Genomic DNA, 26,209 nt, shown 5'->3' with positions numbered 1-26,209 from the left:
TCCAGCTCCTTTTACTTTCTTTGCCAAATCCTGATGCCGGGGCGGTGCCGAGCCGGTGCCGGGGCGGAACCTCGCATGAGGAGCGGCCCGCAAAACGGGGTGACGGGGCGGCGGTGGACACGGGATCATAGGTGGCATGTCCGCGCCCTATGTCATCCGTGGTTCGGTCTCCCTGCCGGAGGCCGAGCTGATGTGGCGTTTCTCGCGGTCCTCCGGACCCGGCGGACAGCACGTCAACACCAGCGACAGCCAGGTCGAGCTGCGCTTCGACCTCGCCCGCAGCACCGCGTTGCCGCCGGTGTGGAAGGCGCGCGCACTGGAGCGGCTGGCGGGGCGGCTGGTCGACGGGGTGGTGACGGTACGGGCGTCCGAGCACCGCTCGCAGTGGCGCAACCGCGAGACCGCCGCCGTCCGGCTGGCGTCGCTGCTCGCCGAGGCCACCGCGCCGCCGCCGAAGCCGCGCCGTCCCACCCGGATCCCACGCGGGATCAACGAGCGCCGTCTGCGCCAGAAGAAGCAGCGCGGCGACACCAAACGCGGCCGCTCCGGCCGCGACTGGCACTGAGCCGGGGCCGAACGCGGCGCCTACCCGGACCACGTCCGGCGGCAGGCCCGGGCCGCACCCGGAACCCTGCCCGGCACCTTGCCCGGGCCGCGACTGTCACTGAGCCGCCGCTCCCGGCACCTGCCCGCCCCGGTCCGGACCGGGGCGGAACCCCGCCCGGACCGGCTCCCATGCCGGGTTCGGGCAGTGCGCCCGGACCGAGTCCGGCACCGCGTCCGGCAGCGGCCCCTGGGTCCGCAGAGCCTTGGACCGGTCCGGAACCCCGCCCGGGCTGGGTCCCACCCGGGTCGGGGGGCCGAGTTCGGACCGCGCCCGGACCGCGTCCGGCTGCGGGGCCCGCCCGGCGCCGGCGCCGGGGGCGGGCGGTTCAGTCCATCGTGCGGTAGCGGCCTCGGAAGTACATCAGGGGGCCGCCCTCCGCCCCCGTCGGCGTCGCCGCCGACAGCACCCGGCCGACCACCAGGGTGTGGTCCCCGACCGTCATCCGCTGCTCGGTGCGGCACTCCAGCGTGGCCAGCGCGCCCGCGGCCAGCGGGGCGCCGCTCTCCGTGCCGCGTACGACCGGCATGTCAGCGAAGAGCAGTCTGTCGCTGATGCGACCCTTCATCGCGAATCGTCCGGCGATATGCCGCTGACTCTCCGCCAGTACCGACACCGCCCACAGCGGCTGCCGCTCCAGCAGGTCGTCCATCCGGGAGCCGTTGCGCACGCTCACCATCGCCAGCGGCGGGTCGAGCGACACCGACATGAACGCGGTGGCCGTCATGCCGACGTCCTCGCCGTGCGGACCCTCGTCCGGGTCGTGCGCGGAAACCAGCACCACGCCCGCGGCGAGACGCGACAGCGCGGCGCGGAAATCGTCCTCACTCACCCCACCAGCATGGGGGACGGAGGGCTCGTCGGGGGTGGCGGCGGGAGCGGAGGGCGTCGTCGGAAACACGTCCCGCACGCTAACGCCGCGCACTTCTTCCGCGCATCGGACCCGGGACCCAAAGTGGGCTTAGGTCTTCGGTTCTAGATCGAACGTCGCCCCGGTTACCAGGGAACGCAAGGGATGACCAGGCATTGTCATTCCGGAATTTGCGTACCGGAAGTTGGGAGCGCTCCCAAGCCCTTTCGCCAAGGGTCGAACACGGTCTGTGACATGAGTCACAGCAGCTAGTAATTGTTGACCCTGTGTACCGAGTGGGCAGCTCGCTGTGATTCAGTGGCCGTGGCAATCGGACGACAAGAAGCCAGGAGTTGCTGTCGAGGTCTCGGGGGAGTGCGAGCGATGGAGACCGAGTCGGAGCCCTATATCCGCCTTGCGACCCTGCGGCAGCTGCACCAGGTGGTCGCCGACCTGAATACCGCGCGCAGCCTCGCCGACACCCTTCAGACCGTCGCGGACGGCGTCATAGCCGGGCTCGGCTACGAGCTCTCGGCCGTCAATCTGGTCCAGCCGGACGGCGATCTCGTGGTCGCCGCCGTCGGCGGCAGTGCCGGGGCCGAGGCGCTGATGGCCGGGCGGGTGGGCTCCCGCACCTCCTGGGACCGCAGGCTCTCGATGGGCGACCGCTGGGGCGATCTGCGCTTCATCCCGTACACCGAGGGCTGGGTGCTCGACGACGACGACGTCCCCCAGTGGCACACCCCCGGCCCCGCGCCCCGCTTCGCCGATGAATGGCATCCGATGGACCGGCTGTTCGCCCCGCTGTACGCGGCGGGCGCCTCCGGCGGCGAGCTCATCGGCGTGATCTCCGTCGACCGCCCGCGCAACGGCCGCCGCCCCGGTGCCTGGGGCCGTGAAGCGCTCCAGATGTACGCCTTCCACGCCGCCATCGCGATCGGAAACGCCCGGCTGCGCGCCAATATGCAGCGCGCCCTGCTCCGCCTCGAGCGTGAGCAGCAGGCCCTGCGCGCCAGCGAGGAGAGCTTCCGGCAGGCCTTCGAGTACGCGCCCAGCGGTATGGCCATCGCCGAGATGGGCGGTGACCAGCACGGCCGGCTGCTGCGCACCAACGACGCCCTGTGCCGGCTGCTGGGCCGCCCCGCCTCCGCGATGCGCCGCTACTCCTTCTCCGACCTCGTCCACCCCGAGGACATCGGCACGCTGCTGCGCACCTCCGCCGAGGGCGGCCGCTCCGAGCTGCGCCTCGCCCGCCGGGACGGCTCCTACGTCTGGGTCTCGCTGCGTAACTCGGTGGTGGCCGACGCCGCCGACGGCCCGCGCTTCCTGCTCACCCATGTCGAGGACATCGAGGAGCGCAAGCGCCATGAGCTCCAGCTCGCCCACCGCGCCAGCCATGACTCGCTGACCGGTCTGCCCAACAGCGCTGAGCTGCGCGCCCGCCTCGGCAGCAGACTGTGCGGCACTCCGCCGCTGCCGGGCGGGGCCGAGGCGGAGCCCGTCGCGGTCAGCGCCCAGGCCGATCCCGGCGGCCATCTCTACGGCTTCGACGAGTTCGAGAGCTTCGGCAGCCCGCCCGCCCCGGGCGGCGTCCCGTTCGACAGCCATGTGCACACCATCCCGCCCAACGAAGAGAGCGATATCGACGACGGCCACAAGGGGCTCGCGGTGCTCTTCTGCGATCTCGACGGCTTCAAGTCCATCAACGACCGGTTCGGGCACCACGCGGGCGACGCCGTGCTGATCGAGGTCGCCCGCAGGCTGACCAACGGCGTCCGGGACGGCGATACGGTCGCCCGGCTCGGCGGTGACGAGTTCGTGGTCCTCGCCGACGGGCTCGGCCGCGCCGACGCCCAGGACCTCGCCGTCCGCCTGCGGAACGCGATCATCCCGCCGATCCGGGTGGACGGCCGGGCGGTCCGGGTCGGAGCCAGCTTCGGCATCGGCTGGGCGGGCTGCGGAATGTCCGCCGAGGAAGTGCTGCACTCCGCTGACCAGCGGATGTATGTGGAGAAGCGGTCCCGTTCCAAGGAGCGCAGACGGGCCGGATAGACCCAGGGTGTGTCACCGGTCCCATTCCGGTGGAACCCGGCCGGGGGCTCAGCACGTCCCTGTCACGGTAGGCTGCGCCGATGCGGCCTTGCCGCCGACAGTGAACCGATCATGAATATTGGCCATCCGGACAGCGCACCACCTGCCGAGGCCCTGTCGGCCCTGGTATGAGCAGTCGTGGCGCAAACGCATCGTGACGCCAATGGCCAATGCACAGGGGAGTGACGAGGGATGACGGCCGGCAACAACGGCTCGGACACACCGGAGAACGACGACCCGTTCGCCTATCTGTACCGCTCCGAGGGCGAGCAGTCCGGCCAGTCGGCCCAGCCGGGTGCCCGTGCCGGTGGCTACGGCTATCCCGGTCCGGCCCAGCCCGGCGTCCCGAGGACCTCGTACAACCAGGTCCGCGCGGTGGGCGAGCGCAACTACGGCCAGCAGGCCCCGGGCCAGCAGCAGGGCTATGGCCAGCAGGGCGGCTACGGCCAGCAGGGCTACGGGCAGCAGGGCGGCCCAGGCCGTCAGAACGCCCACTACGCCGCCCCCGAGACGCTGCCCGGCGGCGCGCCCCGGCAGCAGCCGGGCGACGCCCAGGGCGGCGGTCGTGGCGGCGGCCGCGGTCCCAACAACCGCGGCCTGCTGATCGGCGCGATCGCGGTGGTCGCCGTGGTCATCGTCGGTATCGGCATCGCGATGATCACCAACGGTGGCGACAACGACAAGAGCGACCAGACCGACCCGACCAACGAGCCGACCGCCGGGCAGAGCGACAAGCCCCGCCAGACCCCCCGCCCCGGCGGGAAGCCGGTCGAGCTGCCCATCGAGGACGCGGTGAAGATGCAGCTCGCGGGCGGTGCGGCGGCCGCGAGCGACATCAAGGGCGCCCAGGCCGCCGGCGGCCAGTACGTCGCCGGTCTCAACACCCCCGGCGCCTCCGCGACCTGGAACATGGACGTCAAGAAGGGCAAGACGTACCGGCTGTACGTGGGCTACGGCGTGCCCGGCGAGAAGCAGAGCATGACGCTGACGATCAACGGCAAGAAGCAGACCCGTCCGCTCAACATGGACAACTTCGCCAGGGGGCCGAAGGGCGACTGGGAGAAGGGCTGGACGAACAGCTGGTCCCTGGTCGAGCTGAACGCGGGCACCAACACGGTCACGGTGTCCTGTGAGGCGGGCGACAAATGCGACGCCAACCTCGACCAGATGTGGCTGACCCCCAAGAAGCCGGGTGACTGACGCCCGCACCGGGCACCCGGCCGGTCACACCGCCGCCGGGTGCTCCGTCACCTCGACCCGCCCCAGCAGCTCGTCGTAGTCCGCGCGGTCGAACTCGCCCGCCACCGGAGCCCGTACGGCCGCCGCCGACAGGGCCACCGCGCGGGCCAGCCGGTCCGGCCAGGGCACCTCCTCCACCAGGCCGGACAGCAGCCCGGCCACCGCCGAGTCCCCGGCCCCGGTCGGATTCCCCGACAGCCGCAGCGGCGGGCGGGCCCGCCAGGTGCCCTGTGAGGTGACCGCGAGCATGCCGTCCCCGCCGAGGGAGGCGGCCACCGCCCGTGCCCCGCGCCGCCGGGCGTCCCGGGCGGCGCGCAGCGGATCGGTGGCGCCGGTGAGGGCCGCCAGCTCCGCAGCGTTGGGCTTGACCATATGCGGGCGGGCGGCGATCCCGCGGCGCAGCGGCTCCCCGCTGGTGTCCAGCAGGGTGGGCACCCCTGCCGCGTGGGCCTCCCGGATGAGCTGGGCGTAGGTGCCGACGGGGACACCGGGCGGCAGACTGCCGCACAGCGCGACGGCCGCCGCCTCGCGCAGCAGCCGGGCGTAACCGGCGAGGAAGTCGGTCCACTCGGGGGTGGTCACCAGCGGCCCGGGCTCGTTGAGCTGGGTGGTGTCACCCGTCGAGCCGTCGACGACGCCGATGGTGCGCCGGGTGGTACCGGCGATGGGGACGAGGGCGTCGATGATCCGGGCGCGGCGCGGCCCGGTCCCGGTCCCGCCCCCGGTGAGTGCGGCGAGGCCTTCGCGGAGCACCGTGCCGGTGACCCCTCCGGCGAAGCCCGTGACGACGGTGTCGTGGCCGAGCGCGGCCAGCACCCGGGCCACGTTGAGCCCCTTGCCGCCGGGCCGTTCGGCGACGTCGGTGACGCGGTGGGTGGTGTGCGGGCGCAACTGCGGCACCCGGTAGGTGATGTCGAGGGCGGCGTTGAGCGTGACCGTCAGGATCACCCTGGCATCCCCTCTTCCGTCCCCCCGCCGGACGGAGATCGCTGCGCTGAAACGTACGGCTGTGCGACGAGCGGCGCTCGTCGTCAGGCGATCATGCCAAAGCCATGGCGCGTGGCCCAGACCTCGGCGGTGGCCGCGGGGTTCAACACCGGGGTATATCAGTTCACTTCGGGATCGACCACCCAGACACCGCGGCGCATCACGCCCCGGAGATGGAAGTCCGGGCCGAGGACGACCAGATCCGCGTCCTTGCCGGGCTCCAGCGAACCGACCCGGCCGTCCAGGCCCAGCAGCTTCGCGGGGGTGGCGGACAGGGCTCGCACCGCCTCGCCGACGCTCAGGCCGTCGACGGTCACCGCCCGCCGGAAGGCATGGTCGAGGGTGAGGGTCGAGCCCGCGATCGACCCGGCCGTCGGCCCGTCGCTGATCCGCGCCACCCCGTCCTTGACCTCGACCTCCATCGGGCCGAGCGGATAGCGCCCGTCGCTCATCCCGGCGGCGCCCATGGCGTCGGTGATGAACGCGACGCGGTCGGCGCCCGCGCGGCCGAAGGCGAGCTGGAGCACGGCCGGGTGGAGATGGGTGCCGTCGTTGATCAGCTCGATGGTGACCCGCTCGTCCTCCAGCAGCGCGGCGACCGGGCCGGGTTCGCGGTGCAGCAGCGGCGGCATCGCGTTGAACAGGTGGGTGGCCACGGTGGCGCCCGCCTCGACGGCCTCGCGGGTCGCGTCGTAGCCGGAGTCGGTGTGGCCGACGGCCGCGATGACCCCGCTGTCGGCGAGCAGCCGTACGGACTCGAGCCCGCCGGGCAGTTCGGGCGCCAGCGTCATCATCCGCGCGGTGCCGCGGGCCGCGTCGACCAGCTTGCGGACGTCCGCCGGGTCGGGGGAGCGCAGCAGGGAGGGCTGATGGGCGCCGCAGCGGTGCGGGGAGATGAACGGACCCTCGAAGTGGACGCCCGCGAGCTCGCCCTCTTCGGCCAGTTCGGAGAGGGCCGACGCCTGCCGGGCGAGGTCGTCCAGATCACCGGTGACGGTGGAGGCCAGCAGGGTCGTGGTGCCGTGGGCCCGGTGGGTGCGGATGACGGTGAGGGCCTCCTCGGCGGTGCCCGCGGAGAAGGACGCGCCTCCGCCGCCGTGCACATGGATGTCGACGAACCCGGGCACGATCCAGCAGCCGCTGAGGTCGAGCACCGTGTCCGGCCCCTCACCTGTGCCCCGTCCATCGGCTGGGTCCGTGGCGGTGATTCGGGTGCCTTCGACTGTCACCCGTCCGTTTTCCACCACCCCCGACGGCAGTACGACCCGGGCGCCCGTGAGAACCGTTCGCTGCACCATCAGGCGGAAACCTCCGTGGCGAGTAGGTCCCAGGCGAGCAGGCCCGCGCCCAGGCATCCGGCGGTGTCCCCGAGGCCCGCCGGGACGATATGGGGAAGCTGCTGGAAGGTGATCCGTTCCTCGACCGCCGTGCGCAGCGGGCCGAACAGGGTCTCCCCGGCCTCGGCGAGCCCGCCGCCGACGATCACCACCCGGGGGTCGAGCAGGGTGTGGGCGATCACCAGGCCGTCGGCGAGCGCCGCCGTCATCTCGCCCCACACCGCCTCCGCCCGCGGATCGCCGGCTGCCACGGCCTTGGCGCAGGCCGCGGCGTCGGCGTCGGGGTCGCCGCTGGCGGCCGCCCAGGCGCGGCCGACCGCGGCCGCCGAGGCGAGCGTCTCCAGACAGCCCCGCTGACCGCAGCCGCACCGCGGGCCGCCCGGCCGTACGACCACATGGCCGATCTCCCCCGAGGAGCCGTGCGCCCCCGGGTCGATCCGGCCCTCGATGCCGATGGCGCCCGCGATCCCGGTGCCGACCGATACGAAGAGGAACCGGTCGGCGCCCTCGCCCGCTCCTATCCGCCCCTCGGCCAGCCCGCCCATCCGGACGTCATGGCCCAGCGCGACCGGGATCCCGCCCAGCCGCTCCGAGAGCAGCGCGCGCAGCGGGACGTCCCGCCAGCCGAGGTTGGCGGCGAAGACCGCCACCCCGCCGGGCTCGTCGAGGACGCCCGGTACGCCGACGCCCGCCGCCGCGGGCGGTCCGCCGAAGCGCTCCTCGCCCGCCGCGCGCAGGTCGGCGGCGAAGTCCAGGATCGCGGTGACGACGGCCTCGGGGCCGCGCTCCCGTCCGGTGGGCCGCCTGGCCTCGTACAGCAGGGTGCTGTCCGCCCCGACGAGGGCGGCCTTCATGCCGGTGCCGCCCACATCCAGGGCGATGATGTGTTCCACGGGAAACAGTCTCCCGCGATCCACCGTGAGAGGTCTAGTCCACTCGCCGCTTCTCCCCGGAAGAGGGACCCCGTTCCGGAGGTACCGCCGGTGGCGCGTTCCCTCTGTTTCCGTGCCCCGCAAGGGAGTTGTGGCGGCGTGACACATTCCACTTATACGTGTATACCGGGCCTGAACTGGGAAGGCGAGGCCCCGATACCGAAGTGATATGGCCATGGTGTAGACCTTGTGGAGGTTTGCAAGGCAGACTCGCTCGACCTCGGGGGCGCACCTCGGGGAAACTCCGGGGACCAACCCTGGGGGATGAATCAAGCCAACAGGGTGGGAAGCAGCGGTGCAGCGGCGACGGTTCTTGGGTCTGACGACGGCTGGAGTCGCTGCGGCGGCCACGGCGCCGGTGCTGACGGGCTGCGGCGGCGGCAGCGGCTCGGGGGGTGAGGCCACCCTCAAGGTGGTCGCGGCCGACTACGGCGACAGCGCCGCCAACAGCTCCCAGAAGGAGTGGGAGAAGATGGCCCGCGCCTATGAGACCAAGCACGGCAACGTCAAGATCGACGTCAAGGTCTACAGCTGGACCGAGGTCGACAAGCGTGTCGCCGAGATGGTCAAGAGCGGTGACGCCCCGGACATCGCGCAGATCGGCGCGTACGCCGACTACGCGGCCGACGGCAAGCTCTACCGCGCCGACCAGATGCTCTCCATCCCCACCCAGGCCGGTTTCATCACCTCCATCGCCCACGCGGGCGAGGTCAACCGGGTGCAGTACGGACTCCCCTTCGTCTCCAGCGCCCGGCTGCTCTTCTACAACAAGAAGCTCTTCGACCAGGCCGGGATATCCGACGCGCCCACCACCTGGGCCGAACTCAAGTCCGCCGCCAAGGCCCTGAAGGGGATCGGGGTGCGCACCCCGTACGGGCTGCCCCTCGGTCCCGAGGAGACCCAGGCGGAGACCATGATGTGGATGCTCAGCGGCGGGGGCGGCTACACCGACCCCAACGGCAGCTACACCATCGACTCGACCGAGAACATCGAGACCTTCGAATGGCTGCGGGACGAGCTGGTCGGCGAGGGCCTCACCGGCCCCGGCTCCCCGGCCCGCACCAACCGGCAGGACGTCTTCGACGGCTTCACCCGAGGTGAGGTCGGCATGCTCAACGGCCACCCCACCCTGATGCAGCAGGCGTCCGGCCACGGCATCAGCTACGGCACCGCGGCGCTGCCCGGCCGCAAGGGCAAGTCCCGCTCCACGATGGGCGTCGCCGACTGGCTGATGGCCTTCAACACCCATGGCAACCGCCAACAGATCGGCGACTTCCTCGACTTCGTCTACAGCGACGAGAACGTGCTCGACTTCGCCACCCAGTACGATCTGCTCCCCGTGACCACCACCGTCCGGGAGACCATGCTCGACGACCGCGAGTACAAGCCGCTGTGGCGCTTCCTGGACGAGCTGGAGAGCGCCGAGTTCTACCCGTCGGACAAGACCTCCTGGGCGGCCGTCAGCAAACTGGTCAAGGAGAAGATCGGCTCGACGGTGGTCAAGGGCGGCGACCCGGCGAGCGTACTGGGCGAGATCCAGCGCGCGGCCGACGCGATGGAGAACGCGGGGACGTGACGGATATGACGGGGGCGGCCGAACCGGAGCGCGAGCCGGAGCCGGAGGCGGGGCATGAGCCCGAGCCCGAGTCCGGGGTTCGGGATGGTTCGGGGGCCGAGGCGGGGGGGCTGTCGGATCGGGATCGGGACGTGCTCGCCCTGGAGCGGCGCGGCTGGCCGGGCCCGGGCGCCAAGGAGCGTGCGATACGCGAGCGGCTCGGCATCTCCCCGACCCGTTACTTCCAGCTCCTGAACGCGCTGCTGGACGACCCCCGCGCCCTGGAGCACGACCCCGTCACCGTCAACCGCCTCCGCCGCGTCCGGCAGGAGCGGCGGATGCGCCGCTGACCGTACGCCCGGCTGGGTAGGGTCACCGGTATGGGCAGTCACCCCCTTCCCGAACCGACCACAGTCGCCGGACGCGAGGGCCTCACCGCCCTCCTGGAGCGGCCCGCCAGTGCCGTCGTCGGCCTCGACTTCGACGGCACCCTCGCCGAGATCGTCCCCGACCCCGACCGGGCCCGTGCCCACCCCGGCGCGGTCCCCGCGCTCTCCCGCCTCGCCCCGATGCTGCGCTCCGTCGCCGTGATCACCGGCCGCCCGGCCCGGGTCGCGGTGGAGTACGGCGGCTTCGCCGGGGTCGGGGAGCTGGCCGGTCTGGTGGTGCTCGGCGCCTACGGGGCCGAGCGCTGGGAGGCGGCCGACGGCGCACTCACCTCCCCCGAGCCCCCGCCGGGCGTCGCCGCCGTCAAGGCCGAACTCCCCGATGTGCTCGAGGCCCACGGCGGTGAGCGGGGCCTGTGGACCGAGGACAAGGGCCGCGCCGTCGCCGTCCACACTCGCCGTGCCGAGGACCCCCGGGCCGCCTTCGAACGGCTCCGCGCCCCGCTGTACGCGCTCGCCGAACGCCACGGGCTGATCGTCGAACCGGGCCGTCTGGTGCTGGAGCTGCGCCCGCCCGGCATGGACAAGGGCGTCGCCCTCACCGACCACATTCGCGCCACCGGCGCCGACACCGTCCTCTACGCGGGTGACGACCTCGGCGACCTGGCCGCCTTCGCCGCCGTGGAACGGCTACGGGACGAGGGCGTCCGGGGCGTCCTGGTGTGCAGCGGCAGTACGGAGGTCACCGAACTCGCCGCCCGCGCCGACCTGGTGGTCGACGGCCCGGCAGGCGTGGTCGCCCTCCTCAACGCCCTGGCCACAGCCGCCACCCGCCCCTAGCCGCCGCCGATGGCCCCGACACCAGCCCGGACGGGCCCGGCGGCCGCACCACCGAGTGCACGACCTGTCACCAGCCAGCCCACCGGAACCGGGCCCGCCCGCAGCGACACCCCGCGGAGCCCGCCCCGCCCAGCCGCGCTCTCCCTGGCCGCGCGGCACCCGCACCACCGAGTGCCCGGTCCTCCCGCCGACGGCGGAGGGGGGCCACGCGATACCGGGCCGTGCCGCGGGCACACCGTGGCGCGGCGGCGGCCCTACGGCTCCAGAGCCCGGAGCTGGGCCAGGAACCAGTCGCGCGGGGGGAGGGCGGTGGCCGCGGCGGCCAGCCGCCGGGTGCGGTCCGCGCGCTCGGCGTCGTCCATGCGCAGGGCCTCGTCCAGCGCCGCCGCCGTGGCCTCCACGTCGTACGGGTTCACCACCAGCGCGTCCTCGCCCAGCTCCGCGTAGGCCCCCGCCTCGCGGGAGAGCACCAGCGCGCAGCCCCGCTCGGAGACGACCGGCACCTCCTTGGCCACCAGGTTCATCCCGTCCCGGATCGGGTTGACGAGCGCCACGTCGGCCAGCCGGTAGGCGGCGAGCGAGCGGGCGAAGTCGTCCTTCACATGGAGGGCGACCGGCTGCCAGTCCGCCGTGCCGAACTCCTCGTTGATCTCGTCCGCGACGGCCCGCACCCGGGCCGTGTAGTCGCGGTAGACGGCGAGGTCCTGGCGGGAGGGGTAGGCGAACGCCACATGGACCACGCGCGCGCGCCACTCGGGGTGGCTCTCCAGCAGCCGCCGGTAGGCCAGCATCCCCCGCACGATGTTCTTGGACAGTTCCGTACGGTCCACCCGCACGATCGTCTTCCGGTCAGGACCGATCTGCGCCCGTAGCGCGGTGAGCCGTTCGCCCACGTCCGCGGCGTGCGACCGCTCCCGCAGGAACTCCGCGTCCGCGCCCAGACCGTGCACCCCGAGCCGGGTCTCCCGCCCCTCGAACCGCACCGCCGTGGCCGCGCCGCCGCTGTCACCGCCCTCGCCGCCGTCGCGGACGATCTCGGCGCCCAGCACCACCGCACAGCAGTCGGCGAAGGCCGCGGCCCAGCGCTCGGTGAGGAACGCCGCGCGGTCACCGCCGAGGATGCCGCGCAGCACGGCCTCCGCCATATCGTCCGGCAGCAGCCGGTAGTAGTCCGGCGGGGCCCACGGGGTGTGCGAGAAGTGGCCGATCCGCAGGTCGGGGCGGCGGGCCCGCAGCAACCCGGGCACCAGCACCAGGTGGTAGTCCTGCACCAGGACCACCGCGCCCTCGGCCGCCTCCTCGGCGAGCGCGTCCGCGAAAGCCGTGTTGTACGTCTCGAAGGCCGCCCACTGCGCGGCGGACTCGGCGTCGAAGACCGGCTCCACCGGCGTCTGGTAGAGCAGGTGGTGGACGAACCACAGCACCGAGTTGGCCACGCCGTTGTACGCGGCGGCGAACACATCCGGCGCGATGTCCAGCATCCGCACCCGCTGCCCGCCGGTGTCGGCGGTGTCCAGATGGCCGGTCCCGGCGCGCCGCGCCGCCTGCCGGTCGCCGTCGCCGAGAGCCGCGCACACCCACACCGCACCGGCGTCCGGACCGATCGCGCTGAGGCCGGAGACCAGCCCGCCACCCCCGCGCTTGGCGGTGAGCGAGCCCTCCTCACCCAGCGCGTACGAGACCGGGCCGCGGTTGGAGGCGACGAGGATCTGGGCAGTGCGCGGGGCAGCCATGACGCGAGCCTAGCCAGCGGGCGCGCGGCGCAAACGTGCGTACGGTTCCTCGGCACCGTAGGGCGTACACGTCCTGCTCCCGCCCGCCCCGGCGCGCCCGCCGGACACCCCCTAGGCCGCCCGCCGCTCCGCGTACTCCGGGACCTCGATCATCGGCGGCCGCTCCTCGGTGTCCACGGCCCAGGTACGCGGTTCGAAGCCGTTCTCGCCCCGGTCGAACTGGGTCAGCCGCGGCCGCACCAGATGGCCGCGGGCCAGCCGCAGCTGCGCGGTGCGGTAGATGGCCGCCGCCATCCGGCCGAGCGCCTGTCCGTCCTGGTGGCGGTGTTTGCGCACGCCGATGTCCACCTGGGCGAGCGCGTCGAGGCCGACCGTGTGCAGCGAGTCCACCAGCAGCCCCAGCTCCACCCCGTACCCCACGGGGAACGGCAGCCGCTCCAGCAGCGAGCGCCGGGCCGCGTACTCCCCGCCCAGCGGCTGGACGAATCCGGCCAGCAGCGGCCAGTGCAGATTGAGCAGCGGACGGGCGACCAGCTCGGTGACCCGGCCGCCCTGGCCTTCCGCGTCGCCGAGCGGACGGTCGTACATGCCCTTGACCAGTCGCACCTCCGGATCGGTCAGCAGCGGACCGACGACCCCGGAGACGAAGCGCGCGTCGAACTCCCTCAGGTCGGCGTCGATGAAGCAGACGATGTCCCCGCCGGTGGCCAGCAGGGAACGCCACAGCACCTCGCCCTTGCCCGGCAGCGCGGGCAGCCGCGGCAGCGGCGCGTCGCGGTGGACCACGGTCGCACCGGCCGCCGCGGCGACCTCCGCGGTGCGGTCGGTGGAGCCGGAGTCCAGCACCACCAGCTCGTCGACGAGCGGCACCGCCCCGTCCATCAGGTCACGGCGGATCACCGTGACGATCTCCCCGACCGTCGCCTCCTCGTTCAGCGCGGGCAGTACGACGCTCACGGTGTCGCCCGTGTCGCCCGTGTCGCGTTTGGCGGCCAGCAGACGGTCCAGCGGACGGTCGTCGGCCGACCAGGAGCGGTGCTCCAGCCAGCGCTCCACCTCATCCAGCACCTGTCTGTCTCCCTGCTGCTGTGATCACATGTGATCGGCGGATGCGCGCGGGCATGTGATCGACTGTGATCGGTTGTGATCCATCTCGCGCTTCGGACGGCTGTCTCAACCCTCCGGGCCTTCGGTTACAGTCTTGAACAGCGCGCGTGACCGTCATATGTCGGGGTCGACCCGGCCGTGTGGCGCTCATCGCACGGACAAACGCCCGGCTCGAGTCCGGTGCCATACCGCTCATCCAGAGGGGCAGAGGGAACGGCCCGTTGAAGCCCCGGCAACCCTCCAGCTGGTCTCGTGCACACAGCGAGGCTCCCAGCTCGGGAAGGTGCCAATTCCGTCTCGTGGCGAAACGCGTCACGAGGAAGATGAGGAGAAAGGGCCTCGCCTCCATGGCTGTGCAATCCGTCGAAAGCTCCACCGCTTCGTCCTCCGCCGCTGCCCCGGCGTCGTCTCCGGCCTCCTTCGGTCCCGCCGTCGCGCTGTCCTGTCGCGAGTGCGGTGAGCGCTTCGACCTCGGCCCGATCTTCGCGTGTGCGTCGTGTTTCGGCCCGCTGGAAATCGCGTACGACCTGCCCACCGGCGACCCGGAGGGGCTGCGCCGGCGGATCGAGGCCGGTCCGAACAACATCTGGCGCTACGCCCCGCTCCTTCCGGTCCCGGCGGACGTGGCGGACACGCCCAGCCTGAATCCAGGGTTCACCAAGCTGGTCAAGGCCGACAACCTGGCCCGTGAGCTCGGGGTCACCGGTGAGCTCCACATCAAGGACGACTCCGGCAACCCGACCCACTCCTTCAAGGACCGGGTCGTCGCCATCGCCGTCCAGGCCGCCCGCACTTTCGGCTTCACCACCCTGTCCTGCTCCTCCACCGGCAATCTCGCGGGCGCGGTCGGCGCCGCGGCCGCCCGCGCGGGCTTCCGCTCCTGTGTGTTCATCCCGCACGACCTGGAGGCGGGCAAGGTCGTCATGGCCGCCGTCTACGGCGGTGACCTGGTCGGTATCGAGGGCACCTATGACGACGTCAACCGCTTCTGTAGCGAGCTGATCGGCGACCCGGCGGGCGAGGGCTGGGGCTTCGTCAACGTCAATCTGCGCCCGTACTACGGCGAGGGCTCCAAGACCCTGGCCTACGAGATCTGCGAGCAGCTCGACTGGCGGCTGCCGGACCAGATCGTCATTCCGATCGCCTCGGGTTCCCAGCTCACCAAGATCGACAAGGGGCTGAAGGAGCTGATCCAGCTCGGCCTGGTCGAGGACCGCCCCTACAAGATCTTCGGCGCCCAGGCCGAGGGCTGCTCCCCGGTCTCCGCCGCCTTCAAGGCCGGTCATGACGTGGTCCGCCCGCAGAAGCCGAACACCATCGCCAAGTCGCTGGCCATCGGCAACCCGGCGGACGGTCCGTACGTCCTGGACATCGCGCGCCGCACCGGCGGTGCCGTGGAGGACGTCACCGACGAGCAGGTCGTCGACGCGATCAAGCTGCTGGCCCGCACCGAGGGGATCTTCGCGGAGACCGCGGGCGGGGTCACCGTGGGCGTGACGAAGAAGCTGATCGAGGACGGGCTCCTCGACCCGACCCTGACGACCGTCGTCCTCAACACCGGCGACGGGCTGAAGACCCTGGACGCGGTGGCACCCACCACGGGCCCCTCCGCCACCATCCGCCCCACCCTTGACTCGTTCCGAGAGGCTGGACTCGTATGAGCGTCAATGTCCGAATTCCGACCATCCTCCGCACCTACACCGGTGGTCAGGCCGAGGTCAGCGCCGAGGGCGCGACCCTCGCCGAGGTCCTGGCGGACCTGGAGAAGAACCACCAGGGCATCTCCGCCCGCGTCCTGGACGACACCGGAAAGCTGCGCCGCTTCGTGAACGTCTACGTCAACGACGACGATGTGCGCTTCGCGGAGGGCCTGGCCACGGCCACGCCGGACGGTGCCGGGGTCTCGATCATCCCGGCGGTCGCGGGCGGCTGCTGACCCCCGATCACCTCCGCACCATCGGAATCGCCTCGTCCGGAGAAACGGACGGGGCGATTCCGTCTGTGGAAACGCGATACAGTTGGCCAGATTCCGAACCGGCCGGAGGCTGGAACCCCCTACGGAACTCGTCAAGTTGTGTGCGAGATGTGAGCACGATTTGTCGAGTTGGTTCCCTATGTCCGGCCCGAGTTGTCCCACATTCGTGAGGATCCTTCACTTTCGGCCCCTCGGCCGCCCCCAGAATTCTCGTCCGATTGACCTGTTGCAGAGGGCGTTGGGACGGATACATTCAGCGGCGGTCGACGCGTTCCGGCGCACACCCTCCCGACCGGAGAGGGTGAGGTCTGACCCGGGTCCGCGGAGTGCGGTCCTGCGCAAAAGGGCCAGCAATAGGGGAGTTAGGAATGGCTCAGGGCACCGTCAAGTGGTTCAACGCGGAGAAGGGGTACGGCTTCATCGCGGTCGACGGTGGTGCGGACGTGTTCGTCCACTACAGCGCGATCCAGATGGACGGCTACCGCACCCTCGAGGAAGGCCAGCGGGTGGAGTTCGAAATCTCGCAGGGCCAGAAGGGCCCGCAGGCCGACATGGTCCGCGTGGCCGTTGGCTGACGCGCCGACGCGACGCAGCTGACTGGAGTGCATCGAAGGGCCCGTGCCCCCCTCGGGGGGACACGGGCCCTTCGGCTTGCCGCCGGGCCCCGCTCCTGCGGGCGCCCGTACTTCAGGGCTCGGCGCTTGCACTCTCGGGGGTCGAGTGCTAATCATTGGCGTTAGCACTCTGACAGTGAGAGTGACAGAAGGACCGGGTCGGTGAGGCCCGCCAGTGCCATACGGGGCAAGGAACCGTACGGCAGGCAGGCCGTCCGTCGCGGGCGCCAGCGCGGTCCGGAGCAATCCGCCCCCACGGCCTAACGGCCTGGGAGGTACCCCCTAAGTCTTGGGAGGACCACTTCACATGGCCAAGATCATCGCGTTCGACGAGGAGGCACGGCGCGGCCTCGAGCGCGGGATGAACCAGCTCGCCGACGCCGTCAAGGTCACTCTCGGCCCCAAGGGCCGTAACGTCGTCCTCGAGAAGAAGTGGGGCGCCCCCACGATCACCAACGATGGTGTTTCCATCGCCAAGGAGATCGAGCTCGAGGACGCGTACGAGAAGATCGGTGCCGAGCTGGTCAAGGAGGTCGCGAAGAAGACGGACGACGTCGCCGGTGACGGTACGACGACCGCGACCGTCCTGGCCCAGGCGCTGGTCAAGGAGGGCCTCCGGAACGTCGCCGCGGGCGCCAACCCGATGGCCCTCAAGCGCGGCATCGAGAAGGCCGTCGAGGCCGTCTCCGCCCAGCTGCTCGAGCAGGCCAAGGACGTGGAGACCAAGGAGCAGATCGCTTCCACCGCCTCCATCTCCGCCGCCGACACCCAGATCGGCGAGCTCATCGCCGAGGCGATGGACAAGGTCGGCAAGGAAGGCGTCATCACCGTCGAGGAGTCGCAGACCTTCGGGCTCGAGCTCGAGCTCACCGAGGGCATGCGCTTCGACAAGGGCTACATCTCCCCGTACTTCGCGACGGACATGGAGCGTATGGAGTCGTCGCTCGACGACCCGTACATCCTGATCGTCAACTCGAAGATCAGCAGCGTGAAGGACCTCCTCCCGCTGCTCGAGAAGGTCATGCAGTCCGGTAAGCCGCTGCTGATCATCGCCGAGGACATCGAGGGCGAGGCCCTGGCGACCCTGGTCGTCAACAAGATCCGTGGCACCTTCAAGTCCGTCGCCGTCAAGGCTCCGGGCTTCGGTGACCGCCGTAAGGCCATGCTCGGTGACATCGCCATCCTCACCGGTGGCACCGTCATCTCCGAGGAGGTCGGCCTCAAGCTGGAGAACGCCGGACTCGACCTGCTCGGCCGTGCTCGCAAGATCACGGTCACCAAGGACGAGACCACCATCGTGGACGGCGCCGGCGACACCGAGCAGGTGCAGGGCCGCGTCAACCAGATCCGCGCCGAGATCGAGTCCTCGGACTCGGACTACGACCGCGAGAAGCTCCAGGAGCGCCTGGCGAAGCTGGCCGGCGGCGTGGCCGTCATCAAGGCCGGTGCCGCGACCGAGGTCGAGCTCAAGGAGCGCAAGCACCGCATCGAGGACGCGGTGCGCAACGCCAAGGCCGCCGTCGAGGAGGGCATCGTCGCCGGTGGTGGCGTGGCCCTGCTCCAGACCGTCTCGGTCTTCGAGAAGCTGGAGCTCGAGGGTGACGAGGCCACCGGTGCCCAGGCGGTCCGCCTGGCGCTCGAGGCCCCGCTGAAGCAGATCGCGGTCAACGCCGGCCTCGAGGGCGGCGTCGTGGTGGAGAAGGTGCGCAACCTGACCCCGGGCCACGGTCTCAACGCGGCCACCGGCGAGTACGTCGACCTGATCGCCGAGGGCATCATCGACCCGGCCAAGGTCACGCGCTCCGCGCTCCAGAACGCCGCGTCGATCGCCGCGCTGTTCCTGACCACCGAGGCCGTCATCGCCGACAAGCCGGAGAAGGCCGCCGCGGCGGGCGCTCCGGGCGGTATGCCGGGCGGTGACATGGACTTCTGATCGACGATCCCGTCGGTCGAACCGTCCTGAACGTCGGGGCGGCACCCTCTCCCAGGGGTGCCGCCCCGACGGCGTTTTCCTTCCGGCTTCCTCCCGGCTTCCTCCCGGCCCGTTGGCCGACTACCGCCGAGCGCTCAGCGCGCCCGCGCGGCCTCCAGGGCCGCGCGCAGCCGGCCGCCCGCCTCGGCGAGCAGCTTCTCGGCGGTCGGTGCGTCCACCTCGCCCAGGATGGTGAGGATGGCGTTCTTGGTCTCGCCGTCCGTGGCCGTGAGCGCGCTCTCGATCCGTTCGTCCGGGGCGCCGGTGGCCAGCGAGACGATCCGGCGGGAGCGTGCGCGCAGCTTCTCGTTGGAGGCGCGCACATCGACCATCAGATTCCCGAAGGTCTTGCCCAGCCGGATCATGGTGATGGTCGAGATCATGTTGAGCACCAGCTTCTGGGCGGTGCCCGACTTCAGCCGGGTCGAGCCGGTGACCAGCTCCGGCCCCACCACGATCTCGATGCCGTGGTCGGCCGCCGCGGCCAGCGCCGAGCCCGCGTTGCAGGACAGCCCGACGGTCAGCGCGCCCCGGGACCGGGCGTGCTCGACCGCGCCGACGGCGTACGGGGTGCGGCCGGAGGCCGAGACGCCGACGACCGCGTCGTCCTCGCCCACTCCGAGCCGGTCGAGGTCCGCGGCGGCCAGCTCCTTGCTGTCCTCCGCCCCCTCGATGGAGTTCACCATGGCCTCCGGCCCGCCCGCGAGCATCCCGAGGACCTGCCCCGGCCGGGTGTTGAAGGTGGGCGGGCACTCGCTCGCGTCGAGCACCCCGAGCCGCCCCGCGGTGCCCGCGCCCGCGTAGACCAGCCGACCACCGCGGGCCATCCGGGCGGCGATGTCGTCGATGGCGGCGGCGATCCGGGGGAGCTGGGCGGCGACGGCGGTGGGGACCGCCGTGTCCTCCTCATTCATGATCCGGGCGATCTCCACCGTCTCGAGCTGGTCGATCTCGGCGAGTTCGGGGCGGAAAGCCTCGGTGGTGAGGGTCTCCAGCTGGGCCCGGAGCTGTGCCGGGCCCTGGCCCTGACCCTGGTCGGCTGCGGAAGTCATGCGAAACGGCTCTTTCCCATAGTCAGCGTGGCGGGGGTGGGGGGAGGTGCGGATGACTCGGGGGTGGTTCGGGAATCTCCGTGGTGGTGGTTCAGCGGTGGCGGGGGCGGGGGTCGTGCCGGTGGGCGAGCGCCTCGTACGAGGCGGACAGCGCGGGCGCGGCGGACTCGTACGTACGCTGTGCGACCCCGATGAACAGGCAGTCCACCACCAGCAGCTGACTGGTACGGCTGGCCATGGCCGCCGGGCGCAGCTCGCTCTCGCGGGCGGTGGAGGTGGTGAGGACGAAGTCCGCGTACTGCGCCACCTCGCCGTCCGGCCGTCCGGTGATCGCGACGGTGGCCGCCCCGCGCTCGAAGGCGACCCGCAGCGGTTCGATGACGTCCGTGGTGCGGCCCGAGTGGGTGATCGCGATGGCCACGTCGCCCGAGTGGAGCTGCACGGCGTTGGTGACCGCGAGATGCGGATCGGCGTGGGCATGGGCTATCAGCCCGATGCGCAGGAGCTTCTGGACGAGGTCCTGGCCGACGAGGCTGGAGGCGCCCACTCCGTAGACATCGATACGGCGGGCGGTGGCGAGCGCCGAGACGGCCGCCTCCAGCTGGCCGGTGTCCAGTCCGGCGGCGGTGTCCGCCAGACACTGCTGCTCCTCCTGGGCCAGCTTGGTGACCACGTCGGAGATCGGGTCGTCGACCGCGATATCCGCCGTGACCGCCGGGGCCCGGCCCGCCGCCTGCTGTGCCGCCAGCGCGGCCAGCGCGAGGCGCAGATCGCGATATCCGGGGTAGCCGAGCAGTCGGGAGGTGCGTACGACGGTGGCTTCACTCGTACCCGTGCGCTCGGCGAGCCCGGTGACGGTGAGCGCGGCGCAACCGGCCGGATCACCGGCCACGGTCTCGGCGACGCGCTGCATGGAGCGGGTCATGGAGGGAGCCAGCGTACGGACCTTCGCCGCGAGGGCGGCCGGTGCGGGAGCGGGTGCGTCGGACGGGGTGAAAGTTTCCTTCAGCCTACTGCTCACATCTGAAAACTATTTCCGGCCATGGCGACCGTCAACCCTGGGCGCACCGCGGTATGTCACCGGGGATGCGGACGGAGGGCGAGAGCAGGCGCCACGCCGAAGCAAAGGTGACAATGGGACCCATGAAGCTCGAACACGCACTGCACGCGGCGCGTGCGCTCGTCCTTGCCGATCTCGCGGCGGGAGACGTCGCCCAGGCGGATATCGTCTCGCTGGTCGAGGACGCGATCACGCACCGGCGGTGGTGGGTCGAGCAGTGGCCCGAGGGCGCGGCGTATGTGGCCGGACTGGTCGCCCAGGACGTCCAGGACGCCCTGCTGGAGCGCTACGGGCGCTGGCCGCTGTGCCCTGTCTGCACGCAGGGCGGCGATCTCCACGCGCTCGACGTGGAGCCGGAGTTGGGCGTGGATCCGCACTGGGTGTGCGGTAAGACGTCGGTCGCGGTGGCGCGCGTGGGCTCCCTGGGAACCACCCTCTGATGGCCGTACTGATCGATCCCGCCGCCTGGCCGGGCCATGGCCGGATGTGGTCCCACCTGGTGAGCGATGTCTCGTACGACGAACTGCACGCGTTCGCGTCCCGCATCGGCGCGCCGCGCCGCGGTTTCGACCGGGACCACTACGACATCCCGAGCGAGCTCTACGAGACGGCGGTCCGGGCCGGGGCCGAGGAGGTCGGCAGCAAGGAACTGCTGCGCCGCCTGACGGCGGCGGGCCTGCGCCGCCCGAAGCGAGCGCGGACGCCGGGGACGTAAGGGACGCCCCCGCCGCGGGCCCGGGAAGACGGGAGGCGTCGGGGGCGGGCGGACGCTCGGTGAGGACCCCGAGGGGGCACCCTCGCCGCGATCAAACGCCCCCGCGCATCAGCGCGTGGCGCGGGTGGCGCGTGCGGAGTCCGGGGCCTGGGCCGTGGCCGCCGACCCCGCGATCACTCGCGAACCGCTCTCCGCCCGGTGGATCCGGGAGGCGAGCGCGGTCGTCCCGATGGCGAGCGTGGCCATGGCCGCACCGGTCCAGGCCACCGCCGGATAGCCCCAGCCCGCGCTGATGACGAGTCCGCCCAGCCACGGGCCGACCGTGTTGCCGATGTTGAAGGCGGCGGTCGTGGTCGCCCCGGCGAGCGTCGGAGCGGCGTTGGCCACGTTGAACATCCGGGCGTTGAGCGCGGGCGCCGTGAAGAAGGCGGTGACCCCCAGCAGCAGCGCCAGGGTGACGGCCGCGGCGGGGTAGTGCGCGGTGAGCGCCAGTACGGCCAGGACAACGGCCGAGGCCGCTATGCCGACGTACATCGTGCCGAACAGATGGGCGTCCGCGATCCGCCCGCCGACCACCGTACCGATCAGCGCCCCGACCCCGAACAGCGCCAGCACGGTCGGCACCCAGCTCTCCGCGAGCCCCGCCACGTCCGTCAGCAGCGGCGCGAGGTACGAGAACAGGCAGAAGACCGCGCCGCCGTTGAGCGCGGTGGTCAGCAGCGCCAGCCAGACCTGCCGGTCGCGGTAGATCGCCAGCTCGTTCCGCAGCCGTGGCCGGTCCTCACCGGTCGGCACCTCCGTACCCGGTACGAGCGCGATCACCCCGATCAGCCCGAGCACCGACAGCCCGGCCACCGCCCAGAAGGCCGCCCGCCACCCCGCGTGCTGCCCCAGGAACGCACCGGCCGGAACCCCCGCGATGTTCGCGATGCTGAGCCCGCCGACCATCACGGCCATGGCCCGCGCCCGTGCGTTCACCGGCACCAGCGACACCGCCACCGCCGCGCCCACCGCCCAGAACCCGGCACATGCGAGCGCGCTCACCACCCGCGACGCGAACAACACCCCGTACGACGGCGCCACCGCCCCCGCCACCTGCCCCAGCCCGAAGGCGGCCAGCAGCGCGATCAGCGTCGTCCGCCGGGGCAACCGCAACGTGGCCGCCGCCAGCACCGGCGCCCCGACCACCATCCCGATCGCGAACGCGGACACCAGCAGCCCGGCCGTCGGAATCGACACATCCATATCCCGCGCCACGGGTTGCAACAGCCCGGACAACATGAACTCGGACGTCCCGAGCGCGAAGACGGAAAGGCCGAGGACGTACACGGCGACGGGCATGGCGGTACGAGTGCTGGTACGAGACGGCATGCCCCCCACAACATCGCCCGGCCCCTTGGCATTCCTCCCCGCCGCGATCACGCGCCCAGCAGCTCCAGCTCCGTGGCCATGTTCCGGCGGGCCGCCGCCTCCCAGCGGTCCTGGCCGGGCGGGGTGCGGAACAGCCTTTCCAGGCCGAGGAGTTGGCGCAGCACATTGGCGCGGCCCTCGTGGAAGACGTCGTCGGGGACGAAGCCGTACTCCTCGCGCACGGCCGCCGCGTAGGAGGCGTAGTTCTCGGGGGAGCCTGCCAGTACGGCGAGGTCGGCGTCGCACAGGACCTCGGCGTTGAGGTCGCCGGGGGCCGGGTCGTGGTCGGTGGTGAGGCGGACGAGGCGGGCCACCTCGACCGTACGGGGCTCCGGGACGCCCGCTTCCGGGAGGGCGCGTTCGGCGAGGCGGGCGCTGCGGTCCTCGTTGGTGGAGCGGTCGGGCAGGTAGACGGCGTCGTGGAACCAGGCGGCGAGGCGGATCGCGGCGGGGTCGGGGGCCGGGATGTGGGGCAGCAGCTCGTCGATCCGGTCCAGTACCGCGATCAGATGGTCCGTCGTGTGGTACCGGCGCTGCGGCTCGGCCCAGCGGGCGAGGAGGTCTTCGCCGTACGGGGCCGCATCAGGGGCGGTGACCTCGCGGGCGCTGGTCAGCAGGGTTGTCCAGCGGGCGAGCAGGGCGTCATGGGCGGGGTGGTGTGCGGGGGCGGACATGAGCCAATTGTGGGGTACCGGTTTGGCCCCGGGTGGGGTGTGGCAAGCTGAGAAGCATGTCTAGACCAGTTCTCGAGGTGATCGCGCTCCACGCGGCGGACGCGATCGCCGCACAGGCCGGTGGGGCGGACCGCCTCGAGCTGGTCACCGATATGGCCGCCGACGGGCTCACCCCGTCCCGCGAGACCTTCGCCGCCGTACGGTCGGCCGTCGACATCCCGGTGCGGGTGATGCTCCGGGGCTCCGACGGCTTCGCGGCCGGGGACGCCGCCGCCCTCGACGCCCTCTGCGAGCGGGCCGCCGCGCTGCATGCCGAGGGGGCCGATGAGTTCGTGCTGGGGTTCCTCACCAGGGGCGGTGACGTGGACCTCGCCTCGATCGCCGAGTTGATCGAGGTTATCGGGGCCGGGCCCGGTATGGACGAGAGCCGCTGGACCTTCCACCGCGCCATCGACCGGGCCGCCGACCGCGACACCCTCCGCAGGCGACTCGCTGACCTCCCCGGTCTCGACACCTACCTCACCGCCGGATCGGCACAGGGCGTGGACGACGGGCTGCCGACCCTCCTGATCGAAGCCGCCCGCACCGGGCTGCCCGGCTATGAGCCGAGGATCATGGCCGGTGGCGGACTGCGCCTCGGCCATCTTTCCGCCCTCCGCGCGGTGGGGATCGACGCCTTCCACATCGGCAGTGCCGCCCGTCCCGCCGGATGGGACGGCCCCGTGGACACGGCCGCCGTCCGTCAATGGCGCACGGCGCTGGACGTGCCCGTCCCGGTGGGCTGACGGAGAGCCGCCGACGAGACGGGAGGGGCCGGGGTCGCAGGGGCGGGGTCGTGGACACTTTCGGATATTTGTGGCGCCAATTCCCGGCCCACCTCACGTCTCCGGGTACCGGCGCCGTAAATATCCGGTCCAGGACCCCGCCCCGGAGGCCCCGGCCCCGCACCTGGGAACGACGCCCCCGCACCCGGGAACGACCCCCCGCGCCCCGCCCTACCGCAACCGCTCCGGCAGCCCCGCCCCGTGCACCACCGTCAGCCCCGACACCGCCCGGGTCAGCGCCACATACAGCCGCCGCAGCCCGGTCCGTTCGTCCGGTTCGCCGTCCACCACGGCCGCCGGTTCGTCCAGTACCACGTAGTCGTACTCCAGGCCCTTCGCCAGCGTGGCCGGGACGAGGGTGAGCCGGGCGTCCGCGCCGGTCTCCTCGCCCGGGGCGAGATACGTCAGCCCCGCCGCCGCAAGCCGCTCCGCCAGCGCCGGGATCCGGGCGTCGGCGGCGATCAGGCCGATCGAGCCCTCGTGCGCCAACGCCTCCCGGCACGCGGCGACGACCGCGTCGTCGAGGTCCGCCGGGTCCACCGCGCGTACCGCGAAGTCGCCCGCCGCCTCGCGGATGGAGGTGGCCTCGGTCAGGCCGGGGGCGATGTCGGGCAGCAGCCGCGACGCGTAGGCGATCACCTCGCGCGGCACCCGGAAGCCCTGCGTCAGCTCCTCCACCGCGGCCCCCGCCTTGCCCAGGTGGGTCAGGGCCTCCGCCCAACTGGCCGTCGCCCAGGGGGTGGTGCCCTGCGCGATATCGCCGAGCACCGTGGCCGAGCCGGTGGTGCAGCGGCGGCCGACCGCGCGGTACTGCATGGGGGACAGGTCCTGCGCCTCGTCCAGGACCACATGGCCGAGGGAGTGGGTGCGCTCGATGAGGTCGGCCGCCTCGTCAATCAGGACGGCGTCCGCCGCCGACCACTTCGCGGACTTCACACCCCGGGCGGGCTTGGCCCACAGCACGGCCTTCTGCTCATCGGCGTCGAGGATCCCGTCCGCGTGCTCGGCCAGGAAGTCGGCGTCGGAGAGCAGCCGCAGCACCAGCTTCGCCGGTTCGACGGCGGGCCAGATCGCCTTCACCGCCGCCTTGACCGCCGGGTTGCGGGCCACCGCGTCCTGGACCCGGTCGTCGGGCGCCTCGCCCGCCTGTTCCATACGGACCAGCACCGCATGGGCGATCCGCTGCGGGAGGGCGTCACGGGCCGCGCCGTAGCGGATGTCGCGGGCCAGCAACTCCTGGGTGATCTCCTCCAGTTCGTACCCGGGCACCCGCCAGCGGCGCGAACCGCGCACCACCACACAGGGCTCGGTGGGGGCGGTCACATGCGACAGCAGGGCCCGGCGCAGCACCTCTGCCATCCGGGCGTCGCCCTTGATCCCGGCCGCCCGGGCGGTGTCGGTGCCGCGCACCTCCACATGCGTCGCCACCAGGTCCTCCACGGTCGCCTGGGCGACCTGCAACTCGCCCAGCGCGGGGAGGACTTGCTCGATGTAGTGGAGGAAGGAGCGGTTCGGGCCGATGACCAGGGTGCCGGAGCGGGCCAGCCGCTCGCGGTACGCGTAGAGCAGATACGCCACGCGGTGCAGGCCCACCGCCGTCTTCCCGGTGCCCGGCGCTCCCTGGACACAGACGGTGCCGCCGATCCCGGCGCGGACGATCTCGTCCTGCTCGGGCTGGATCGTCGCGACGATGTCCCGCATCGGGCCGACGCGCGGACGCTCGATCTCGGCCTGGAGCAGTTTGCTGGAGTGTTCGGCCTCGGCCGGGTCGCTGAGGTGTTCGTCCTCGTACGCGGTCAGCTCGCCGCCGGTGTAGCCGAAGCGGCGGCGCAGCGCGATATCCATCGGCTCTTTCTTCGACGCCTGGTAGAAGCGCTGGGAGACCGGGGCGCGCCAGTCGATGACCATCGGATCGCCGTCGGCGTCGTGCACATGGCGCCGCCCGATATAGAACTGCTCGCCCTCGGCGCCTTCCGCCGCCTCCGCGCCCGGGGCGTGGAGGTAGTTCAGACGGCCGAAGAAGAGCGGGGTGTCGGCGAGGTCGGCGAGCGCCTTGATGCGCTCCTCGACCTGGCGTTGCAGCACCTCGGCGTTGACCCAGTTGGCGGTGACGTCGCGGAGGTCGAGGGCCTCGACGTCGGCGCGCATGGCCCGCAGGGCGGCGCGGGACGCGGTGAGGTGGGAGCGTTCCCGGGCGAGCGGGTCGGACGGGCCTGACGGGTCTGACAGGTCAGGGGCGTGCGAGGGCACGG

At 72.0% G+C, this 26,209-nt stretch carries 24 protein-coding genes and 1 riboswitch; of the genes, 13 read left to right on the top strand and 11 right to left on the bottom strand.

Going from position 1 to position 26,209, the window contains the following annotated elements; all coding sequences use genetic code 11:
• Nucleotides 1-136 precede the first annotated feature (136 nt).
• Nucleotides 137-565 (top strand): alternative ribosome rescue aminoacyl-tRNA hydrolase ArfB, encoded by a 429-nt coding sequence (arfB, locus tag AB0C66_RS11825; protein WP_362436097.1) that lies wholly within the window; start codon nt 137-139, stop codon nt 563-565.
• 367 nt (nt 566-932) lie between these two features.
• On the opposite strand, the gene AB0C66_RS11820 is transcribed toward arfB, so the two are convergent.
• A complete protein-coding gene (locus AB0C66_RS11820) occupies nt 933-1,436 on the bottom strand; it encodes a flavin reductase family protein (RefSeq protein ID WP_362436095.1) in 504 nt (167 codons plus the stop codon).
• Between the two features lie 402 nt (nt 1,437-1,838).
• Between AB0C66_RS11820 and cdgB the strand changes: the two genes are divergently transcribed.
• Both cdgB and AB0C66_RS11810 read left to right on the top strand, forming a co-directional pair.
• Nucleotides 1,839-3,506, top strand: a complete 1,668-nt coding sequence (gene cdgB, locus AB0C66_RS11815) for a diguanylate cyclase CdgB (RefSeq protein WP_362436093.1) — start codon at nt 1,839-1,841, stop codon at nt 3,504-3,506.
• 231 nt (nt 3,507-3,737) lie between these two features.
• Nucleotides 3,738-4,745 carry a carbohydrate-binding protein gene (locus AB0C66_RS11810; protein ID WP_362436091.1) on the top strand — a complete coding sequence of 336 codons (1,008 nt, stop codon included), beginning with the start codon at nt 3,738-3,740 and terminating at the stop codon, nt 4,743-4,745.
• A gap of 24 nt (nt 4,746-4,769) precedes the next feature.
• Here AB0C66_RS11810 and AB0C66_RS11805 read toward each other — a convergent pair whose 3' ends face one another.
• The 3 genes from AB0C66_RS11805 to AB0C66_RS11795 form a co-directional block, all read right to left on the bottom strand.
• Nucleotides 4,770-5,732 carry a 1-phosphofructokinase family hexose kinase gene (locus AB0C66_RS11805; RefSeq protein ID WP_362436089.1) on the bottom strand — a complete coding sequence of 321 codons (963 nt, stop codon included), beginning with the start codon at nt 5,730-5,732 and terminating at the stop codon, nt 4,770-4,772.
• 158 nt (nt 5,733-5,890) lie between these two features.
• A complete protein-coding gene (gene nagA, locus AB0C66_RS11800; RefSeq protein WP_362436087.1) occupies nt 5,891-7,069 on the bottom strand; it encodes an N-acetylglucosamine-6-phosphate deacetylase in 1,179 nt (392 codons plus the stop codon).
• Nucleotides 7,069-8,001 carry an ROK family protein gene (locus AB0C66_RS11795; RefSeq protein ID WP_362436085.1) on the bottom strand — a complete coding sequence of 311 codons (933 nt, stop codon included), beginning with the start codon at nt 7,999-8,001 and terminating at the stop codon, nt 7,069-7,071. The genes nagA and AB0C66_RS11795 overlap by 1 nt, the downstream gene beginning before the upstream one ends.
• 334 nt (nt 8,002-8,335) lie before the next feature.
• On the opposite strand from AB0C66_RS11795, the gene AB0C66_RS11790 reads away from it, so the two are divergent.
• The 3 genes from AB0C66_RS11790 to otsB are packed head-to-tail and all read left to right on the top strand — an operon-like array spanning nt 8,336 to nt 10,821.
• Nucleotides 8,336-9,616 (top strand): extracellular solute-binding protein, encoded by a 1,281-nt coding sequence (locus AB0C66_RS11790; RefSeq protein ID WP_362436083.1) that lies wholly within the window; start codon nt 8,336-8,338, stop codon nt 9,614-9,616.
• A gap of 5 nt (nt 9,617-9,621) precedes the next feature.
• Nucleotides 9,622-9,945 carry a DUF3263 domain-containing protein gene (locus AB0C66_RS11785; protein WP_362436660.1) on the top strand — a complete coding sequence of 108 codons (324 nt, stop codon included), beginning with the start codon at nt 9,622-9,624 and terminating at the stop codon, nt 9,943-9,945.
• Between the two features lie 30 nt (nt 9,946-9,975).
• Nucleotides 9,976-10,821, top strand: a complete 846-nt coding sequence (otsB, locus tag AB0C66_RS11780) for a trehalose-phosphatase (protein WP_362436081.1) — start codon at nt 9,976-9,978, stop codon at nt 10,819-10,821.
• Nucleotides 10,822-11,075: 254 nt separating this feature from the next.
• On the opposite strand, the gene AB0C66_RS11775 is transcribed toward otsB, so the two are convergent.
• Together AB0C66_RS11775 and AB0C66_RS11770 are read right to left on the bottom strand one after the other, a co-directional pair.
• On the bottom strand, nt 11,076-12,554 hold the full coding sequence (locus AB0C66_RS11775) for a trehalose-6-phosphate synthase (RefSeq protein ID WP_362436079.1): 1,479 nt from the start codon (nt 12,552-12,554) through the stop codon (nt 11,076-11,078).
• A gap of 111 nt (nt 12,555-12,665) precedes the next feature.
• On the bottom strand, nt 12,666-13,622 hold the full coding sequence (locus AB0C66_RS11770; protein ID WP_362436077.1) for a glucosyl-3-phosphoglycerate synthase: 957 nt from the start codon (nt 13,620-13,622) through the stop codon (nt 12,666-12,668).
• 228 nt (nt 13,623-13,850) lie between these two features.
• A riboswitch (SAM riboswitch) is annotated at nt 13,851-13,991 on the top strand.
• 17 nt (nt 13,992-14,008) lie between these two features.
• On the opposite strand from AB0C66_RS11770, the gene thrC reads away from it, so the two are divergent.
• The 4 genes from thrC (at nt 14,009) to groL (ending at nt 18,183) form a co-directional block, all read left to right on the top strand.
• The gene (thrC, locus tag AB0C66_RS11765) at nt 14,009-15,322 is read left to right on the top strand and encodes a threonine synthase (RefSeq protein WP_362436075.1); all 1,314 of its coding nucleotides are present in this window, start codon (nt 14,009-14,011) and stop codon (nt 15,320-15,322) included.
• A complete protein-coding gene (locus tag AB0C66_RS11760; RefSeq protein ID WP_254739496.1) occupies nt 15,319-15,597 on the top strand; it encodes a MoaD/ThiS family protein in 279 nt (92 codons plus the stop codon). The genes thrC and AB0C66_RS11760 overlap by 4 nt, the downstream gene beginning before the upstream one ends.
• A 407-nt stretch (nt 15,598-16,004) precedes the next feature.
• Nucleotides 16,005-16,211 (top strand): cold-shock protein, encoded by a 207-nt coding sequence (locus AB0C66_RS11755; RefSeq protein WP_009716982.1) that lies wholly within the window; start codon nt 16,005-16,007, stop codon nt 16,209-16,211.
• A gap of 346 nt (nt 16,212-16,557) precedes the next feature.
• Entirely contained in the window at nt 16,558-18,183 is a 1,626-nt protein-coding gene (gene groL / locus AB0C66_RS11750; protein ID WP_362436073.1) for a chaperonin GroEL, read from the top strand.
• Nucleotides 18,184-18,317: 134 nt separating this feature from the next.
• Here groL and murQ read toward each other — a convergent pair whose 3' ends face one another.
• Nucleotides 18,318-19,274: an N-acetylmuramic acid 6-phosphate etherase gene (gene murQ, locus AB0C66_RS11745; protein WP_362436071.1), complete on the bottom strand. Its 957-nt coding sequence runs from the start codon at nt 19,272-19,274 to the stop codon at nt 18,318-18,320.
• Between the two features lie 91 nt (nt 19,275-19,365).
• Entirely contained in the window at nt 19,366-20,295 is a 930-nt protein-coding gene (locus AB0C66_RS11740) for a MurR/RpiR family transcriptional regulator (RefSeq protein ID WP_362436069.1), read from the bottom strand.
• A 122-nt stretch (nt 20,296-20,417) separates the two neighbouring features.
• On the opposite strand from AB0C66_RS11740, the gene AB0C66_RS11735 reads away from it, so the two are divergent.
• Nucleotides 20,418-20,774, top strand: coding sequence for a hypothetical protein (locus AB0C66_RS11735; protein WP_362436067.1), 357 nt, complete (start codon nt 20,418-20,420; stop codon nt 20,772-20,774).
• On the top strand, nt 20,774-21,049 hold the full coding sequence (locus tag AB0C66_RS11730) for a DUF4031 domain-containing protein (RefSeq protein WP_362436065.1): 276 nt from the start codon (nt 20,774-20,776) through the stop codon (nt 21,047-21,049). The genes AB0C66_RS11735 and AB0C66_RS11730 overlap by 1 nt, the downstream gene beginning before the upstream one ends.
• 108 nt (nt 21,050-21,157) lie before the next feature.
• Here AB0C66_RS11730 and AB0C66_RS11725 read toward each other — a convergent pair whose 3' ends face one another.
• Together AB0C66_RS11725 and AB0C66_RS11720 are read right to left on the bottom strand one after the other, a co-directional pair.
• Complete coding sequence (locus AB0C66_RS11725) at nt 21,158-22,390, bottom strand: Cmx/CmrA family chloramphenicol efflux MFS transporter (protein ID WP_362436063.1); 1,233 nt, start codon at nt 22,388-22,390, stop codon at nt 21,158-21,160.
• Between the two features lie 77 nt (nt 22,391-22,467).
• The gene (locus AB0C66_RS11720; RefSeq protein ID WP_362436061.1) at nt 22,468-23,133 is read right to left on the bottom strand and encodes a hypothetical protein; all 666 of its coding nucleotides are present in this window, start codon (nt 23,131-23,133) and stop codon (nt 22,468-22,470) included.
• Between the two features lie 56 nt (nt 23,134-23,189).
• Between AB0C66_RS11720 and AB0C66_RS11715 the strand changes: the two genes are divergently transcribed.
• Nucleotides 23,190-23,918, top strand: coding sequence for a copper homeostasis protein CutC (locus AB0C66_RS11715; RefSeq protein ID WP_362436059.1), 729 nt, complete (start codon nt 23,190-23,192; stop codon nt 23,916-23,918).
• Between the two features lie 210 nt (nt 23,919-24,128).
• Here AB0C66_RS11715 and AB0C66_RS11710 read toward each other — a convergent pair whose 3' ends face one another.
• Nucleotides 24,129-26,207, bottom strand: coding sequence for an ATP-binding domain-containing protein (locus AB0C66_RS11710; protein WP_362436057.1), 2,079 nt, complete (start codon nt 26,205-26,207; stop codon nt 24,129-24,131).
• Between the last annotated feature and the right edge of the window lie 2 nt (nt 26,208-26,209).

The organism is Streptomyces sp. NPDC048636 (assembly GCF_040650655.1).
GTDB lineage: Bacteria > Actinomycetota > Actinomycetes > Streptomycetales > Streptomycetaceae > Streptomyces.
This window is presented reverse-complemented; position numbering and strand designations above follow the sequence as displayed.

What these genes read in the sequence shown, in the direction of transcription:
- groL (WP_362436073.1), top strand. Translation starts at nt 16,558, where the DNA reads ATGGCCAAGATCATCGCGTTCGACGAGGAGGCACGGCGCGGCCTCGAG.
- AB0C66_RS11755 (WP_009716982.1), top strand. Translation starts at nt 16,005, where the DNA reads ATGGCTCAGGGCACCGTCAAGTGGTTCAACGCGGAGAAGGGGTACGGC.
- AB0C66_RS11760 (WP_254739496.1), top strand. Translation starts at nt 15,319, where the DNA reads ATGAGCGTCAATGTCCGAATTCCGACCATCCTCCGCACCTACACCGGT.
- AB0C66_RS11720 (WP_362436061.1), bottom strand. Translation starts at nt 23,133, where the DNA reads ATGTCCGCCCCCGCACACCACCCCGCCCATGACGCCCTGCTCGCCCGC.
- nagA (WP_362436087.1), bottom strand. Translation starts at nt 7,069, where the DNA reads ATGGTGCAGCGAACGGTTCTCACGGGCGCCCGGGTCGTACTGCCGTCG.
- AB0C66_RS11785 (WP_362436660.1), top strand. Translation starts at nt 9,622, where the DNA reads ATGACGGGGGCGGCCGAACCGGAGCGCGAGCCGGAGCCGGAGGCGGGG.
- cdgB (WP_362436093.1), top strand. Translation starts at nt 1,839, where the DNA reads ATGGAGACCGAGTCGGAGCCCTATATCCGCCTTGCGACCCTGCGGCAG.
- AB0C66_RS11715 (WP_362436059.1), top strand. Translation starts at nt 23,190, where the DNA reads ATGTCTAGACCAGTTCTCGAGGTGATCGCGCTCCACGCGGCGGACGCG.
- AB0C66_RS11775 (WP_362436079.1), bottom strand. Translation starts at nt 12,554, where the DNA reads ATGGCTGCCCCGCGCACTGCCCAGATCCTCGTCGCCTCCAACCGCGGC.
- murQ (WP_362436071.1), bottom strand. Translation starts at nt 19,274, where the DNA reads ATGACTTCCGCAGCCGACCAGGGTCAGGGCCAGGGCCCGGCACAGCTC.
- otsB (WP_362436081.1), top strand. Translation starts at nt 9,976, where the DNA reads ATGGGCAGTCACCCCCTTCCCGAACCGACCACAGTCGCCGGACGCGAG.
- AB0C66_RS11725 (WP_362436063.1), bottom strand. Translation starts at nt 22,390, where the DNA reads ATGCCCGTCGCCGTGTACGTCCTCGGCCTTTCCGTCTTCGCGCTCGGG.
- thrC (WP_362436075.1), top strand. Translation starts at nt 14,009, where the DNA reads ATGGCTGTGCAATCCGTCGAAAGCTCCACCGCTTCGTCCTCCGCCGCT.
- AB0C66_RS11735 (WP_362436067.1), top strand. Translation starts at nt 20,418, where the DNA reads ATGAAGCTCGAACACGCACTGCACGCGGCGCGTGCGCTCGTCCTTGCC.
- arfB (WP_362436097.1), top strand. Translation starts at nt 137, where the DNA reads ATGTCCGCGCCCTATGTCATCCGTGGTTCGGTCTCCCTGCCGGAGGCC.
- AB0C66_RS11730 (WP_362436065.1), top strand. Translation starts at nt 20,774, where the DNA reads ATGGCCGTACTGATCGATCCCGCCGCCTGGCCGGGCCATGGCCGGATG.
- AB0C66_RS11810 (WP_362436091.1), top strand. Translation starts at nt 3,738, where the DNA reads ATGACGGCCGGCAACAACGGCTCGGACACACCGGAGAACGACGACCCG.